This is a genomic window from Acinetobacter venetianus RAG-1 = CIP 110063 (assembly GCF_000368585.1).
Classification (GTDB): domain Bacteria; phylum Pseudomonadota; class Gammaproteobacteria; order Pseudomonadales; family Moraxellaceae; genus Acinetobacter; species Acinetobacter venetianus.
Window position 1 is genome coordinate 246,074 of record NZ_KB849558.1, and the last position, 13,867, is coordinate 259,940.

At 39.0% G+C, this 13,867-nt stretch carries 17 protein-coding genes; 5 read left to right on the forward strand and 12 right to left on the reverse strand.

The features are described from left to right. Positions 1-4: 4 nt before the first annotated feature. From F959_RS06615 to dapD, 6 genes are all read right to left on the reverse strand, one after another. Complete coding sequence (locus tag F959_RS06615; RefSeq protein WP_004878506.1) at positions 5-466, reverse strand: peroxiredoxin; 462 nt, start codon at positions 464-466, stop codon at positions 5-7. A gap of 19 nt (positions 467-485) precedes the next feature. Beyond that, positions 486-1,172: a Dph6-related ATP pyrophosphatase gene (locus F959_RS06620; RefSeq protein WP_004878507.1), complete on the reverse strand. Its 687-nt coding sequence runs from the start codon at positions 1,170-1,172 to the stop codon at positions 486-488. Positions 1,173-1,260: 88 nt separating this feature from the next. Continuing rightward, complete coding sequence (locus F959_RS06625) at positions 1,261-1,674, reverse strand: hypothetical protein (protein WP_004878508.1); 414 nt, start codon at positions 1,672-1,674, stop codon at positions 1,261-1,263. Between the two features lie 30 nt (positions 1,675-1,704). Next, a complete protein-coding gene (queC, locus tag F959_RS06630) occupies positions 1,705-2,373 on the reverse strand; it encodes a 7-cyano-7-deazaguanine synthase QueC (protein WP_023014288.1) in 669 nt (222 codons plus the stop codon). Positions 2,374-2,448: 75 nt separating this feature from the next. Then, the gene (gene queE, locus F959_RS06635) at positions 2,449-3,159 is read right to left on the reverse strand and encodes a 7-carboxy-7-deazaguanine synthase QueE (protein WP_004878510.1); all 711 of its coding nucleotides are present in this window, start codon (positions 3,157-3,159) and stop codon (positions 2,449-2,451) included. A 136-nt stretch (positions 3,160-3,295) separates the two neighbouring features. Further along, the gene (gene dapD / locus F959_RS06640; protein ID WP_004878511.1) at positions 3,296-4,117 is read right to left on the reverse strand and encodes a 2,3,4,5-tetrahydropyridine-2,6-dicarboxylate N-succinyltransferase; all 822 of its coding nucleotides are present in this window, start codon (positions 4,115-4,117) and stop codon (positions 3,296-3,298) included. Positions 4,118-4,411: 294 nt separating this feature from the next. Here dapD and carO point away from each other — a divergent pair, with 294 nt between their 5' ends. Next, on the forward strand, positions 4,412-5,161 hold the full coding sequence (gene carO / locus F959_RS06645) for an ornithine uptake porin CarO (RefSeq protein ID WP_004878512.1): 750 nt from the start codon (positions 4,412-4,414) through the stop codon (positions 5,159-5,161). 91 nt (positions 5,162-5,252) lie between these two features. Here carO and F959_RS06650 read toward each other — a convergent pair whose 3' ends face one another. From F959_RS06650 to F959_RS06675, 6 genes are all read right to left on the reverse strand, one after another. Continuing rightward, complete coding sequence (locus F959_RS06650) at positions 5,253-6,176, reverse strand: CysB family HTH-type transcriptional regulator (RefSeq protein WP_004878513.1); 924 nt, start codon at positions 6,174-6,176, stop codon at positions 5,253-5,255. 75 nt (positions 6,177-6,251) lie between these two features. Continuing rightward, on the reverse strand, positions 6,252-7,322 hold the full coding sequence (locus F959_RS06655) for a sulfate/molybdate ABC transporter ATP-binding protein (protein WP_004878514.1): 1,071 nt from the start codon (positions 7,320-7,322) through the stop codon (positions 6,252-6,254). An 11-nt stretch (positions 7,323-7,333) separates the two neighbouring features. Next, positions 7,334-8,233 (reverse strand): sulfate ABC transporter permease subunit CysW, encoded by a 900-nt coding sequence (gene cysW, locus F959_RS06660; RefSeq protein WP_004878515.1) that lies wholly within the window; start codon positions 8,231-8,233, stop codon positions 7,334-7,336. Then, the gene (cysT, locus tag F959_RS06665) at positions 8,230-9,063 is read right to left on the reverse strand and encodes a sulfate ABC transporter permease subunit CysT (protein WP_004878516.1); all 834 of its coding nucleotides are present in this window, start codon (positions 9,061-9,063) and stop codon (positions 8,230-8,232) included. Before cysT ends, cysW begins: the two co-directional genes overlap by 4 nt. 75 nt (positions 9,064-9,138) lie before the next feature. After that, a complete protein-coding gene (locus F959_RS06670) occupies positions 9,139-9,741 on the reverse strand; it encodes an RBBP9/YdeN family alpha/beta hydrolase (RefSeq protein ID WP_004878517.1) in 603 nt (200 codons plus the stop codon). An 89-nt stretch (positions 9,742-9,830) separates the two neighbouring features. Further along, positions 9,831-10,838: a sulfate ABC transporter substrate-binding protein gene (locus tag F959_RS06675; protein WP_004878518.1), complete on the reverse strand. Its 1,008-nt coding sequence runs from the start codon at positions 10,836-10,838 to the stop codon at positions 9,831-9,833. Positions 10,839-11,092: 254 nt separating this feature from the next. Between F959_RS06675 and pabC the strand changes: the two genes are divergently transcribed. The 4 genes from pabC to F959_RS06695 are packed head-to-tail and all read left to right on the forward strand — an operon-like array spanning position 11,093 to position 13,865. Further along, a complete protein-coding gene (gene pabC, locus F959_RS06680) occupies positions 11,093-11,905 on the forward strand; it encodes an aminodeoxychorismate lyase (RefSeq protein ID WP_004878519.1) in 813 nt (270 codons plus the stop codon). A gap of 1 nt (position 11,906) precedes the next feature. After that, on the forward strand, positions 11,907-12,977 hold the full coding sequence (gene mltG / locus F959_RS06685) for an endolytic transglycosylase MltG (RefSeq protein WP_004878520.1): 1,071 nt from the start codon (positions 11,907-11,909) through the stop codon (positions 12,975-12,977). Further along, on the forward strand, positions 12,977-13,576 hold the full coding sequence (gene tmk / locus F959_RS06690) for a dTMP kinase (RefSeq protein WP_004878521.1): 600 nt from the start codon (positions 12,977-12,979) through the stop codon (positions 13,574-13,576). Before mltG ends, tmk begins: the two co-directional genes overlap by 1 nt. 10 nt (positions 13,577-13,586) lie before the next feature. Further along, positions 13,587-13,865 carry a DUF7660 family protein gene (locus F959_RS06695; RefSeq protein ID WP_004878522.1) on the forward strand — a complete coding sequence of 93 codons (279 nt, stop codon included), beginning with the start codon at positions 13,587-13,589 and terminating at the stop codon, positions 13,863-13,865. Positions 13,866-13,867 lie beyond the last annotated feature (2 nt).

Consider the following 13,867-nt stretch of genomic DNA (forward strand, 5'->3'; position numbering starts at 1 on the left):
CAATTTATCCAGCTTGTAATGCTTTTAAATCTTCTAATACCTGTTCAGCATGACCAGCAGCTTTAACCTTTCTATAAGATTTCACCAGTTGTTTATTATGGAAAATAAAGGTTGATCGCTCGATTCCCATCACTTGTTTGCCGTACATGTTTTTTTCTTTAATTACATCAAAATGTTTGCACAGCACTTCTTCTTTATCACTGATGAGATCAATGGTTAGTGATTGCTTTTCAGTGAAGTTTTGGTGGGCTTTTACTGAGTCACGAGATACACCAATAATTTGACAACCTAAAGCGTCAAATTGATCTTTCAAGTATGAAAAACCAACCGCTTGGGTTGTACATCCAGGTGTTGAATCTTTGGGATAAAAGTATAACACCAACCATTCACTTGTTATCTCAGCTAGATTAATTTCGCCTTGTGTTGTTGGGAAAACGTGATTTGGTAATTCAATATTCTCAGACATTGTGCATCCTTTTAATCAATTAAATTTGATCTAATTCAAATGGTAGAAAAGCATATTCTTCATGATAAACAATATTGCACTGACGTATAGGTATAGCTTTGTTAAAAATTGGCCCATCAATAACCGTAGTATGGAATTCGCCGCCTTCACCACATGGATCGATGTCACGGCTTTCAAGTTCTTGGATATATTCTAAGGTCAGGATTTTGCCAAGGTCTTCGACTTTCATACCGAGCTTTAAATTTACAGTGACGACGACACTTCGGAAACCTAAAGTGATGAACTCTTCCACGACTTCACGATGTGGGCGCAACCAAAGGGGCATTCCCAATTTAAGACCAACTTGCTGGGTCACGCGATCGTGCCAACAACCGTGTTGAGGCATATCCAGATCACCTGTCACTAAAACTTCAGCACCTTTTTGCTTTGCTTGATTCATTAAATCTATGAACTTATCTTCGTAATCAGCCCAACTCGAAGATGTCATAAAAACAGGTAAACTAATTGCATCTGCTTGTGCTTGAATAATATCAAGAGGCATAGCATGTGAACGTGATCGTTGTCCTTGCTCTTCCAGCATGACAATCAAACCAATTACTGTGCCTGATTGTAGCGCATGATATAACGCGAGAGAGCTATCTTTACCGCCACTGAATGACACGATAGATCGCCTATGATTGGCGTTAGTTTTCCATTGATCTTGCATGCGAATTCAACTGAATTAAGATCAATAGAGTCTAACAGAAAAGAAAAAAAGCCTGCAAAATGCAGGCTTTCTTTAGAACAACAAAGGCTTATTTTTTCTGCGCTTGTTGAGCTGCTTTCATTGCTTCTTCAGTTAGCTTTTCTAGCTTAGAAACGAGTGGTGCGCCTAAGCAAGCTTGTAAGTCTTTATTTTGCTTTTGTACAAAAGCTAAAGAACTAGGGCTTTTCTTGGCATTGATCGCGCTTTGGATTTCCCATTTTTGTGCTTCGGTTACTTTACCTTGAGCATCAATTTGGCAACCACAAAATTTACTGACTTCAGCAGAAGTGAGTTTACCGCCTTTCGCAGTTTGATCTTTACATACGTTGATCAATGCTGCTTTAACATTGGTACTTTTATACGCAGTTTGTAAAGGATTATCAGCTGCGTGAGCCCCTGTTGCCAGTAATGCAGCAGCTGACATCATTGTAGAAAGAATAAGATTTGATTTGAAAAACTTCATATATTGTACCTAATTATTACCCTATATCGTCTATTCAGTATAACGTGTAGGATCCGCAATACCTGCTTCGATAAAACCTTGTTGACGTAAACGGCAACTGTCGCATTTGCCACATGCACGTCCTTGAGCATCTGCTTGGTAGCAGGATACCGTTTGACTATAGTCTACGCCATGTTCGATCCCTAAGCGTATAATATTCGCTTTGGATAAATGTAACAGAGGTGTTTCAATTTTAAGTGGTTTTCCTTCAACACCTGCTTTTGTTGCAAGACGAGCAAGATTTGCAAAAGCATCAATAAATTCAGGGCGGCAATCTGGATATCCTGAATAATCAACAGCATTTACCCCAATTACAATCGCTTCAGCATCAAAAACCTCTGCTGCTGCTAGGGCATAAGAGAGAAAAATTGTGTTACGAGCTGGAACATAAGTTACAGGAATGCCTTCTTGTAGTTGCTCTGGAACATCAATGTTATGATCTGTAAGTGCTGAGCCACCTAAGTTACCCAAATCAATATTAATTACACGATGTTCAACACCTGCACGTTTCGCAAGTGCTTTAGCTGCATCAAGTTCTGTTGTTGAACGTTGACCGTACATAAAACTTAAAGCTATACACTCATAGTTTGCTTGTGCCCAAGCAAGACAAGTTGTCGAGTCTAAGCCACCAGACAATAATACGATGGCACGAGAACGCATATTATTTTCCATGATTCAACCTAAAATAAATTTGAAAAAAGCTGATCTATTTTGAGAACGAACTTTTAAAGTTTTCTAACGACCAGATTCATCGTTCCACAACAGTTTATGTAACTGTAGTTGGAACCGAACGGGGAGATGGTCTTCTAAAATCCATTGTGCCAAATCACGTGCTAAAGCAGGTAAGGCAACGGCACCTTTTTCAACAGCAAAGGCTGGTGAGAACCACACTGTACTCACTTTTTCCTGTAATTGAAATTGTTCAAGTTGCAGTTTAGACCATTCATAGTCTTCTCGATTACAAATGACGAATTTGATTTGATCGTGCCGCGTGAGGTGATCAATATTACTCAATAAATTACGATGATCTTCTTTTGAAGTTGGTGTTTTCAAATCAAGCACTTTAGAAACGCGTGAATCAACTTTTGATACATCTAAAGCACCACTGGTTTCGAGAGAAACTTGAAAACCTAGATCGCAAAGACGTTGCAACAAAATCAAGCAATTCGGTTGTGCCAGAGGTTCTCCACCTGTGACACAGATATAAGGTGTTTTATATTGGCTTGCTGTTTCGATGATATGTTCAAGTGAAAAACGCTCACCACCTTCAAAGGAGTAAGTCGTATCACAATAACTGCAGCGTAGTGGGCAACCTGTTAAGCGGATAAATACGGTAGGTAAACCAAAGGTATTCGCTTCGCCTTGCAAAGAATAAAAAATCTCAGTAATACGCAGCCCAGCCGCAGGATCAGAGACAGGAATTGCAGAAGAACGTAAGGAAGCCATAAAGAGTTACCACAAACAGTTATAACAAAAGCAGCATGCTATATAAAAACAAAATCTCTACGACCATGTCTGATCGTAGAGACGAGGAGCGACTGAAGCTCCAAGGAACGGTTAAGTTCCTTAAATAAATGACAGATTAGTCTGCACGTAATAAGTCGTTCAAGCTCGTTTTAGCACGAGTTTTAGCATCAACTTTTTTCACGATGATTGCAGCATATAAGCTGTATGTGCCACATTTAGAAGGAAGGTTACCTGCAACAACAACAGAACCAGCAGGTACACGACCGTAGTGAATTTCACCTGTTTCACGATCAAAGATCTTAGTTGATTGACCGATGAAAACGCCCATTGAAATCACAGAGCCTTCTTCAACGATTACACCCTCAACGATTTCAGAACGTGCGCCGATGAAGCAGTTGTCTTCAATAATTGTTGGGTTTGCTTGTAATGGTTCTAAAACACCACCAATACCAACGCCACCAGACAAGTGAACATTTTTACCAATTTGTGCACATGAACCTACAGTTGCCCATGTATCAACCATTGTTCCTTCATCAACATACGCACCGATGTTGACATATGATGGCATTAATACAACATTTTTCGCTTGGAAACTTCCACGACGAGCAACAGCAGGCGGTACAACACGCACACCAGCTGCTTTAAATTGTTCTTCAGTCCAACCTGCGTGTTTTGTATCAACTTTGTCATAGAAACGAAGATCACAAGACTCGATTGGTTTATTGTCATTAAGTTTGAATGATAATAAAACTGCTTTTTTTAACCATTGGTGAACAACCCATTCACCATCGATTTTCTCAGCTACACGAAGTGTACCGTTGTCTAAGCCAGTCAAAGCTTCTTCAACAGCTTGACGAATTTCAGTAGGGCAGTCCGCTGCGCTATAGTTGGCGCGGTCTTCAAATGCTTGCTCAATGATTGTAGAAAGCTGAGACATGATCTTCCTTCTTCCAAAAAAATTTTGAAGATTTTACACTAAATTAGATCAATTAGCTTTGAAAAAAGTAGTTACAATAAACTGTTTTAAATTTATGCAACAAAATTGTAATAAAAACGGATTTTATTGTTTTTTATTCATTATTTTACAATTCACAATTATTCTGAATTTGTATCAAAAAATAACAAAAAGTAATCATTTTCTGTATAAAAAGTTAGCGACCATTCTTTTATGCTAATTCCACAAGCAACAATTATACATTTTTAAATAAGAGCATTTTTTGAGGAGACTCCAATGAAAGCTTTGCGTGTTATGTTAGCAGCAGGTGCATTAACAGCGATTGCAGGTACTGCATTTGCAGCAGATGAACAAGTTGTGAAGGAATCAGTTTATGCTTTCCCTTCATATTTAGATCCAGTTTCTGTACGTGCTGAAGTAGGTACGACAGGTTATGGTGGTGCAATCTCATATCGTGTCAATCCTTATGTGGCACTAAGCTTAGGTTATAACGGCGGAGATATCTCTTGGTCTGATAGCTTGAAAATTGATGGCACTAAGTATGATATGGATATGGATAATAAAAACGCATATTTAAATGCAGAAATTTATCCATGGGGTGCGAATGAAAATGCGTTTGCTCGTGCATTATATGTAGCAGCGGGTGTTGGTTATTTAGATAATAGCTATGATTTGAAAAAATCAGTATCTAACTCGAACGATACGATTAAAATCGATGGTTCTAACTACTATGCACCTGGCGGCAGTGGTTCTGTAAAAGGTCATTTAAACTATGACAACCAGCTTGCTCCATACCTAGGTTTCGGTCTTAACACTCCTGTTTATAAAAACATTGGTGTGTTTGGTGAAGTAGGTGCTTACTATACTGGTAACCCAACTGTTGATCTGAAATCAGAAGGTCTGGTAAAAGTTGGTGGTGTTGAGTCAGGTCAATCAGCGGCTGATCGTGAAGCAGATAAAATTGCTAACAAGAGCAAATATGAGTGGATGCCAGTGGCTAAAGTTGGTGTGAACTTCAAGTTCTAAACAACTGGATATAAAAAAACGAGCTTTAAGCTCGTTTTTTTATGATCTAAAGAAAACAAAAGGCTTTTTTATGTACCTTTTGTTTTGTTATTTACTCTTCAGGATAAGCTACTTTTTTAAGTGCTTTAATGTCTGTTTTTGGCGAACATAGTGAAATGAACTCATAGCCGTAACCACGAAGTAAATGTCCTTTACGAACTGCGATCCACGTTGTGTTTGTACCAAAAATACCTGTTTTGATCTGTTGCAAACGATAATCTCGTTCAGCATCATAAGCAACATCATTGACAATACCGACACCCATATTTAGCTCAACATAGGTTTTAATAACATCGGCATCTAAAGCAGACATGACGATGTCAGCGTGCAGATGTGCATCTTCAAATGCTTTGTCGATTTTTGAACGACCTGTGAAGCCACCATGATAAGTAATGAGTGGGTATTCAGCTAAAATGTCGAGACTAATTTTATCTAGTTTTGCTAAAGGATGATCTTTCGGGGTGATGATACTGTGGTGCCATTCATAGTAAGGTACGCTCGCCAAATTTTCCTCAGTAGTTAATGACTCCGTTGCAATACCAATATCTGCTTCACCCTGTAACAACATTTCAGCAATTTCAACGGGGCTAGCTTGTTGTAGAACCAAATGCACTTTGGGAAATAGTTTTTTAAATTGGTTCACAATAGGAGGTAAAACATAACGTGCTTGGGTATGTGTCGTTGCAATTGTAAGTGTGCCTTCATCGACTTTATTAAAATCATCGGCAAGACGTTTGATGTTATCAGCATCAACCAACATACGTTCAACGATACTCAAGAGAGATTGACCTGGCTCAGTTAGTCCAAGTAAACGTTTGCCCTTACGCACAAAAAGTTGCACGCCTAATTCATCTTCTAAATCTTTAATGTGTTTACTGACACCTGATTGGGAGGTATAAAGTGCCGCTGAAGCTTCAGTTAAATTAAAGTTTTGACGAACAGTTTCTCGAATAATTCTGAGTTGTTGAAAGTTCATAATCATTTTCCACATAAAAGGTGAGGAACGGCTAAAGTTCCGCAAGAACAATTTAACCACCCTCAAGGTATTATTCTAAGCAACTTGCGTCGTTTGATCTGCAAATAAATGAAGTTGAGTTGCACTTATCCAAACAGTTTGATTTGGTTTGAATTGGTGTACATTTGCCTCTTCTACACTTAATAAAATTTCAATCGTACGTCCACTACGATCTTGTAATTCAGCAATAACTTTCCCAGCTATCCATACTTCACGTAGGAAAGTAGCCTCAATGGTGTTGTTGTGAGGTTGGGTATGAATATGTAATTCATTTGGCCTTGCAAATGCAATTACTTTTCCTTGTGGTGCTTCAACAGTATTTGGAAGCTGAATGCGATTTTCATCGATATGGATAATACCGTTGGAGTGTTCACCTTCAAAGCGATTTGCTTGACCTAAGAAATCAAAAACAAATGGCGTTGCTGGTTTTTCATAAACTTCTCGTGGTGAGCCAATTTGTTCGACATCACCTTTATTCATGACAATGATTTGATCTGCAACTTCTAAAGCTTCTTCTTGATCGTGCGTTACAAAGATCGAGGTGATATGTAGCTCATCATGTAAAGTACGTAACCAACGGCGTAATTCTTTACGAACTTTTGCATCCAGTGCGCCAAATGGCTCATCTAGTAATAAAACACGCGGTTCAACGGCGAGTGCACGTGCTAAAGCGATGCGTTGGCGTTGACCACCTGAAAGTTGGGCTGGATAACGGTCTGCTAAAAAGCCAAGTTGAACGAGATCAAGTAAGCGAGTCACACGTTTTTTAATTTCAGCTTCTGATGGGCGTGTTGCACGTGGGCGAACGCGTAAACCAAAGGCAATATTGTCAAAAACAGTCATGTGGCGGAATAAAGCATAATGCTGGAATACAAAACCTACTTGTCGTTCACGGACGTGAATGTCTGTGGCATCTTCGCCTTCAAGTAAAACCTGTCCACCGTCGGCAGATTCTAAACCTGCAATGATGCGTAATAATGTTGTTTTACCGCAACCTGAAGGACCAAGTAAGGCTACCAATTCACCTTCAGGAAAGTCTAAAGAGATATTTTTCAGCGCATGGAATGCACCAAAGTGTTTTTCAATATTTTTAACTTGAATACTCATGTGCTTATTCCTTAGTGGCTAGGTTGATTTTGATTGGATTGATGTTCATTTGCTTGGTCTTGGCGAGCTTCAAGCCAAGTTTTTAAAATTAATGTAATGATTGCTAGAAATGCCAATAGTGAAGACACAGCAAATGCAGCACTAAAAGTGTATTCGTTATAAAGAATTTCTACATGTAAAGGTAAGGTATTGGTTTGACCACGAATATGCCCTGAAACAACTGAGACCGCACCAAATTCACCCATTGCACGGGCATTACACAGAATCACACCGTAGATCAAACCCCATTTGATATTAGGTAAGGTTACTTTCCAAAAGGTTTGCCAACCTGAAGCACCCAGTACTATCGCTGCCTCTTCCTCCTCTGTGCCTTGAGCTTCCATCAAAGGGATTAATTCACGGGCTACAAATGGAACGGTAATGAAAATAGTGGCTAATACAATCGCTGGGATGGCATACAAAATTTTGATGTCATGATCCATTAACCAGCCACCCATCCAACCTTGTGTGCCAAAGATCAGAACTAACATTAATCCAGCAATCACAGGTGATACCGAGAAAGGCATATCAATGATGGTGGTTAAGATGGCTTTACCGCGGAACTGAAATTTTGCAACGGCCCATGCTGCTGCAACACCAAACACGACATTAATAGGGACGGCAATTGCAGCCGTAATTAGGGTAAGTTTTACAGCTGATAAAGTATCTGAATCGGTTAACGCATTGATATAAACCGCTAAACCTTGTTTAAATGCTTCAACAAAAACCAAAATCAGCGGCAAGATCAAACAACTGAGGAAAAAGATTAAGGCAACGCTGATTAGGCTAAGACGAACCCATGTCGGTTCGCGAGTTGCATCTCGACTTTGAAGTTTGAGAACTAAAGCATTGCTGTTGGTATTTAGACTCATTGTGCAACTCTCCCAGTGCGACGGCTCGCCCATGCTTGTACTAAGTTAATTAAAAATAGAATGGCAAATGACAGAATGAGCATGACTACGGCAATGGTCGTTGCACCTGCGTAATCATACTCCTCTAAGCGAGAGATGATCATCAGGGGGGCAATTTCAGTTTTATAGGGTTGATTGCCTGCAATAAAAATCACGGAACCGTATTCACCGACACCGCGGGCAAAAGCTAAAGCGAACCCAGTGAGCAATGCAGGGAATAGTATTGGTAAAATGATTTTGGTAATCGTCTGCCAACGATTTGCACCTAGGGCAGAAGCGGCTTCTTCCAGTTCAGTTTCAATATCACTGAGTACTGGTTGAACAGTACGAACCACAAAGGGTAGACCAATAAAAATTAGAGCAAGGGTAATACCAATTGGTGTATAAGCCACTTCAATCCCAAGCGGAGAAAGATATTGTCCAATCCAGCCTGTTGGTGCATATAAAGAGGTGAGTGCAATACCTGCAACGGCAGTTGGTAGAGCAAAGGGCAAATCAACTAATGCATCAACAATCCGTTTACCTGGAAAGCTATAACGTACTAAACACCAAGCCAGTAACAAGCCAAAAATAACGTTAACTAGTGCAGCGATTAATGCAGCACTAAAGCTAAGCTGTAAGGACTTTAAAATTCGTTCTGAAGTTAAAATTTCCCATAAGCCATCCCACCCAATTCCAAAAGATTTGATAAAGACAGCAGATAAAGGAATAAGCACAATCAAAGACACGTAAGCGAGGGTAAAGCCTAATGATAGACCAAACCCAGGCAGCACTCGGGAACGCTGCGACATGATATTTCCTCAAAGAGAAATGTTTGCTAAAACAAGCAAATAAATAATACGAATACTAAAAACACGAGAGTAAAGTCAGGCAAATTTCAAATTAAAATTTGCCTGACTCATTCGAGGGATTGGCAGCATCTTTTTTTCAGGCAGCAAGTAGTTCAGGATCTCAGGGAAAGGGCCAAATCCAGATGCGACATTGATATGACCAACAGCACCTAAATTGATTGGGGTTAGTTTCCAAGCCTGAGCAAGTTGTAGAGCATCGGCATAACCTAACCACGGATCATTTTCACTAATCAATAATGTGGTAGGTACGTCAATTTTAAGTTGATGAAAATATCGCTTGTAATCAGTCAAACTATGACGAGCGAAACCTGATTCACCAAAACGTGCAGGATTTGCAGGCGCAACCAAAATTAGATTTTTCACTTTTGCTCTGAGTTCTGGGTGTTCAGAGAGTGCGGCAACACTAGTTAAACAACCAAAACTATGCGCAACAATTTGAATAGGTGCTGGAGCTGCAACAATAGTTTTAATAAATTGAGTAACCCATTCACTTAACACAGGGCGATCCCAATGAGTTTGTTCAACGCGAGAACTAGACACGAGCTTATGTTGTAACCAAGACTGCCAATGTTGTGCTTCACTACCGCCAACACCGGGAACAATTACAGTATGAATCATGTCTATTCTCCTTAGAATCCCTGAAAATCTCTCTTGGGAACTACACGCTAAACGACAAATTGCGTTTGTAGCCATGCAAGAGAGGGATTTTATTTACCTGTACTGTTGAGTTTTACGATCTGGTCAAATACACCACCATTATCAAAGTGAGTTTTTTGTACTTTATTCCAGCCGCCAAACTCTTGATCAATTGTCACCAATTTAAGTGGCTTAAAGGTTGTACTGTATTTTTTTAAAATTGCGGCATTACGCGGGCGGTAGAAATTACGAGCAGCGATTTCTTGCCCAGCTGGAGAGTAAAGATAATTTAAGTAGCCACGAGCGATTTGAGAATTGCCTTTCTTTGCTGCATTTTTTTCTACAATGGCAACTGGTGGTTCTGCAAGGATGGAAAGAGATGGCGTAATGATCTCGAATTTACCCGGTTGCTCTCGTACTGCGAGATAAGCTTCATTTTCCCAAGCCAATAAGACGTCGCCAATACCACGTTCAGCGAATGTAGTAGTTGCACCGCGAGCGCCAGAATCAAGCACTTTGGTTTGTTTATAAATTTGGCGAACAAATTCTTGCGCTTTTGCATCGTTGCCACCTTTCTGGTGTTTCGCCCATGCCCAAGCTGCCAAATAGTTCCAACGAGCACCGCCTGAGGTTTTTGGATTTGGTGTAATAATTTCTACACCCGGTTTAATGAGATCACTCCAATCCTTGATTTGTTTAGGATTGTCTTTGCGAACGAGGAACACAATTGTTGAGGTATAAGGTGTCGAATTATTTGGTAATTTCTTTTGCCAATCGCTTGGTAATAATTTTGCCTTTTCTGCGATTTCATTAATATCAGCGGCAAGCGCTAAGGTCACAACATCTGCATTTAGACCATCTATGACAGCTCGTGCTTGTTTTCCTGAACCACCATGTGATTGCTTGAAATCAATCTCTTGTCCAGTTCGTTGTTTCCAAAATGCACCAAATTGTTTATTAAAATCCGTATATAGCTCACGCGTAGGATCATAAGAAACGTTCAAGAATTCTTGAGCAGCAAACGAGGAAACTGATAATAGTGTGGCAATAATACCAACTTTGATTTGAGATAAACGCATGAAAACCCCTAAAAATTCAATGTTTGTTTGGAATATGAATGCAGCATAACGCCAGTTTTTTTGCAAAAAAAATAATTAAAATCGAATTTGATATGAAAAATAGAGAAATATATAAATGAGATAAGCTATGCTGAATTATTGATAAAAAAGAAATTTTTATTTATAAATTTTAAGTTGTTATAATTTTTTAAAATCAATAGGTTGTTCTGCTATTTAGTGCGACTATATGCAAAATTTTGAAAGGTGTTTGGATCATGCAATGCTATAAAAATGGACAACTGATTGAGTCTATTCCTTTGCTTGATCGCGCTTTTCATTATGGTGATGGTTGTTTTACAACGGCTCGACTTTTTCAAAACAATTTTGAGTTAAAAGAGCTGCATTTTGCACGCTTAGCTTTGGCCTGCAAAAGTTTAAGTTTAGATGCAGATTTATCTTTGATTGAATCCTCACTTGAACAACTGCAAAAACAGAATTCTCAACTAAATGGCACGTTAAAGGTAGTTATTAGCCGTGGTGAAGGTGATCGTGGTTATAGTCTGCCTTTACATGCAGCGGATATTTATGTGTGGTATTACCCAAGAGTCATGCAAGCTTTTCGACCAGAATGGATTGAAAGTGGTTTACTGACACATGCTTTAGGTTTAAATATGCCTCATCTTGTTGGACTGAAAACATTAAATCGCTTAGAACAAGTGTTATTAAAGCAAGAGGCTGATCAACAAGGCTGGTTAGAGGCTTTGGTGAGTGATGTTCAGGGAAATATTGTTGAAGGGGTGAGCAGTAATTGTTTCATTCGTATAAATGATCAATGGATTACACCAGAACTTCGTTATAATGGCGTCCGCGGTGTTATGCGAGCAAAAATACTTTCTCTGATGCAACAATATCAGGTGAAATGTGAACAGCGTTGTGTCGAAATGCAAGAGCTTGGGCAGATTCAGAGTTTATTTTTCTGTAATGCTTTACATCCTATGAAAGCCGTAATTCGATTTGATCATCGAGTTTTAGCTCGACAGCCGTATCTTGATTTATTTCATACTTTAAAACTTAACCAGATTGATTAATATGCCAAAGTCACCAAACACGAGCAAAAGCAAGAAAAAGCCAAAAGCTAAACCGAAATCTACTTTCAAAGCCTTTTGGATTGCTATTTTCCTTTTAGGTTTGGTTATATTTGGTATTTTATGGGCAAATCTTTTTAAAAATTACCCTGTTGATGGCAAAAAGCAACTTTTAGTGATCTCATCTGGGGATACTTACTCTCGATTTATTGATCGTCTAGCTAAAGAGGGTAAAGTTAGCTTACCTATTGTGTTAAAGCTTTATCAAAAGTTTTTAATCCATGACAGTATGAAAGCTGGTGTGTATGAAGTCACACAGGGAATGAGTATTCGCCAAGTTTTATCGATGTTTTCTGATGCAGAAAATGCACAGATGAATCGTATTTTGGTGATAGAAGGGACAACATTTAAGCAGCTTGTTCAAAATCTTAAAAAAGATTCGAATGTAACCAAAACAATTTTGGATTTACCCCAAGATCAATTGTTAAAAGCACTCGATATTCCTTATTCACATCCAGAAGGTCTATTTGCGCCAGATACTTATTTCTTCGCTAAAGGTGAAACAGATAAAAAAATCTTAACCGATTTATATCATCGCCAAATGAAATCATTAGATGAAGCTTGGGCAAATAAGGCTTCTAATCTGCCTTATAAAGATAAATATGAAGCATTGATCATGGCTTCTATTATTGAGAAAGAAACCAGTTTGGATAGTGAGCTTCAGCAAGTTTCAGGTGTGTTTGTACGTCGCTTAAAAATAGGTATGCGCTTGCAAACTGATCCAACAGTGATTTATGGCATGGGCGATAATTATAAAGGAAATATCACACGTAATGACTTGCGCACGCCTACATCTTATAACACCTATACTATTAACGGTTTACCGCCAACACCAATAGCATTGCCAAGTAAAAAAGCCATTGAAGCTGCTATGCATCCTGATGATGCCAAAAATATCTATTTTGTCGCCACTGGCAATGGTGGTCATAAATTTACAGCGTCTTTAGAAGACCATAATCGTGCAGTTCAAGAATATTTAACTGTTCTACGTTCAAAGAAAAAGCAAGGTGAATGATGTTTATTAGTTTTGAAGGTACGGAAGGTGTAGGAAAAACAACACTGATTCGTAAAATTCATCAGTACTTTGAACAGCAAGGTAAAGAAGTGGTGTTGACTCGTGAACCAGGTGGCACACCACTCGCTGAGCAGATTCGCTCACTTTTATTAGCAGTGAATCATGAAGAGCAAATGAGTCATGATACTGAACTGTTATTGATTTATGCGGCACGAGCACAGCATTTAGAACAAGTGATTTTACCTGCATTAGTGGCGGGTAAGATTGTGTTAAGTGATCGTTTTACCGATGCCAGTTTTGCGTATCAATGTTCTGGACGCGGTTTAAGTCAGGAAAAGTTGCAACTGTTAAATCAAACTTTTGTGGCGAAAATGCCGAATATTACTTTTTGGTTGGATGCACCGATTGAGTTGGGCATGACCCGTGCGCGAGAGCGTGGTGCCTTGGATCGTTTTGAGCAAGAGAAATTAAGTTTCTTTGCTAAAGTTCGTGCAGGTTATGAGACTTTATGGCAAGCAGAGCCTGAACGGATCAAGCGTTTAGATGCAACACAGAATGCAGATGTTGTGTTTGAAGATGCTTTGCAATATTTGAAATAGGCCAGTCCTTATGAATAAAGATCATGATAGCTATCATTTAGATAAGGCAATTGATGCGATATCGAGTCATATTGAACTCGCGATTTTTATTCAAAAATTACGTCAGAATCTTATAGATGATCCCAATGGTTGGGAGAATATCAATCTGGCTGATTTTCTTGATGCTTTAGCTTCATGGACTGAAGATATGGACGGATATTATAAAAATACAGATCAGGTTGACCGTTTAGCTCAACCTGATTGGAAAACCTTTGCAGAAATGCTTATGGCTGCTCGAATTTATGAATAATT

Excerpts from the sequence above, each read along its gene's own strand:
- F959_RS06625 (WP_004878508.1), bottom strand. The coding sequence starts at position 1,674 with ATGAAGTTTTTCAAATCAAATCTTATTCTTTCTACAATGATGTCAGCT.
- F959_RS06675 (WP_004878518.1), bottom strand. The coding sequence starts at position 10,838 with ATGCGTTTATCTCAAATCAAAGTTGGTATTATTGCCACACTATTATCA.
- F959_RS06695 (WP_004878522.1), top strand. The coding sequence starts at position 13,587 with ATGAATAAAGATCATGATAGCTATCATTTAGATAAGGCAATTGATGCG.
- tmk (WP_004878521.1), top strand. The coding sequence starts at position 12,977 with ATGTTTATTAGTTTTGAAGGTACGGAAGGTGTAGGAAAAACAACACTG.
- cysT (WP_004878516.1), bottom strand. The coding sequence starts at position 9,063 with ATGTCGCAGCGTTCCCGAGTGCTGCCTGGGTTTGGTCTATCATTAGGC.
- queC (WP_023014288.1), bottom strand. The coding sequence starts at position 2,373 with ATGCGTTCTCGTGCCATCGTATTATTGTCTGGTGGCTTAGACTCGACA.
- carO (WP_004878512.1), top strand. The coding sequence starts at position 4,412 with ATGAAAGCTTTGCGTGTTATGTTAGCAGCAGGTGCATTAACAGCGATT.
- F959_RS06620 (WP_004878507.1), bottom strand. The coding sequence starts at position 1,172 with ATGCAAGATCAATGGAAAACTAACGCCAATCATAGGCGATCTATCGTG.
- cysW (WP_004878515.1), bottom strand. The coding sequence starts at position 8,233 with ATGAGTCTAAATACCAACAGCAATGCTTTAGTTCTCAAACTTCAAAGT.
- F959_RS06655 (WP_004878514.1), bottom strand. The coding sequence starts at position 7,322 with ATGAGTATTCAAGTTAAAAATATTGAAAAACACTTTGGTGCATTCCAT.
- queE (WP_004878510.1), bottom strand. The coding sequence starts at position 3,159 with ATGGCTTCCTTACGTTCTTCTGCAATTCCTGTCTCTGATCCTGCGGCT.
- mltG (WP_004878520.1), top strand. The coding sequence starts at position 11,907 with ATGCCAAAGTCACCAAACACGAGCAAAAGCAAGAAAAAGCCAAAAGCT.
- F959_RS06615 (WP_004878506.1), bottom strand. The coding sequence starts at position 466 with ATGTCTGAGAATATTGAATTACCAAATCACGTTTTCCCAACAACACAA.
- dapD (WP_004878511.1), bottom strand. The coding sequence starts at position 4,117 with ATGTCTCAGCTTTCTACAATCATTGAGCAAGCATTTGAAGACCGCGCC.
- F959_RS06650 (WP_004878513.1), bottom strand. The coding sequence starts at position 6,176 with ATGAACTTTCAACAACTCAGAATTATTCGAGAAACTGTTCGTCAAAAC.
- pabC (WP_004878519.1), top strand. The coding sequence starts at position 11,093 with ATGCAATGCTATAAAAATGGACAACTGATTGAGTCTATTCCTTTGCTT.
- F959_RS06670 (WP_004878517.1), bottom strand. The coding sequence starts at position 9,741 with ATGATTCATACTGTAATTGTTCCCGGTGTTGGCGGTAGTGAAGCACAA.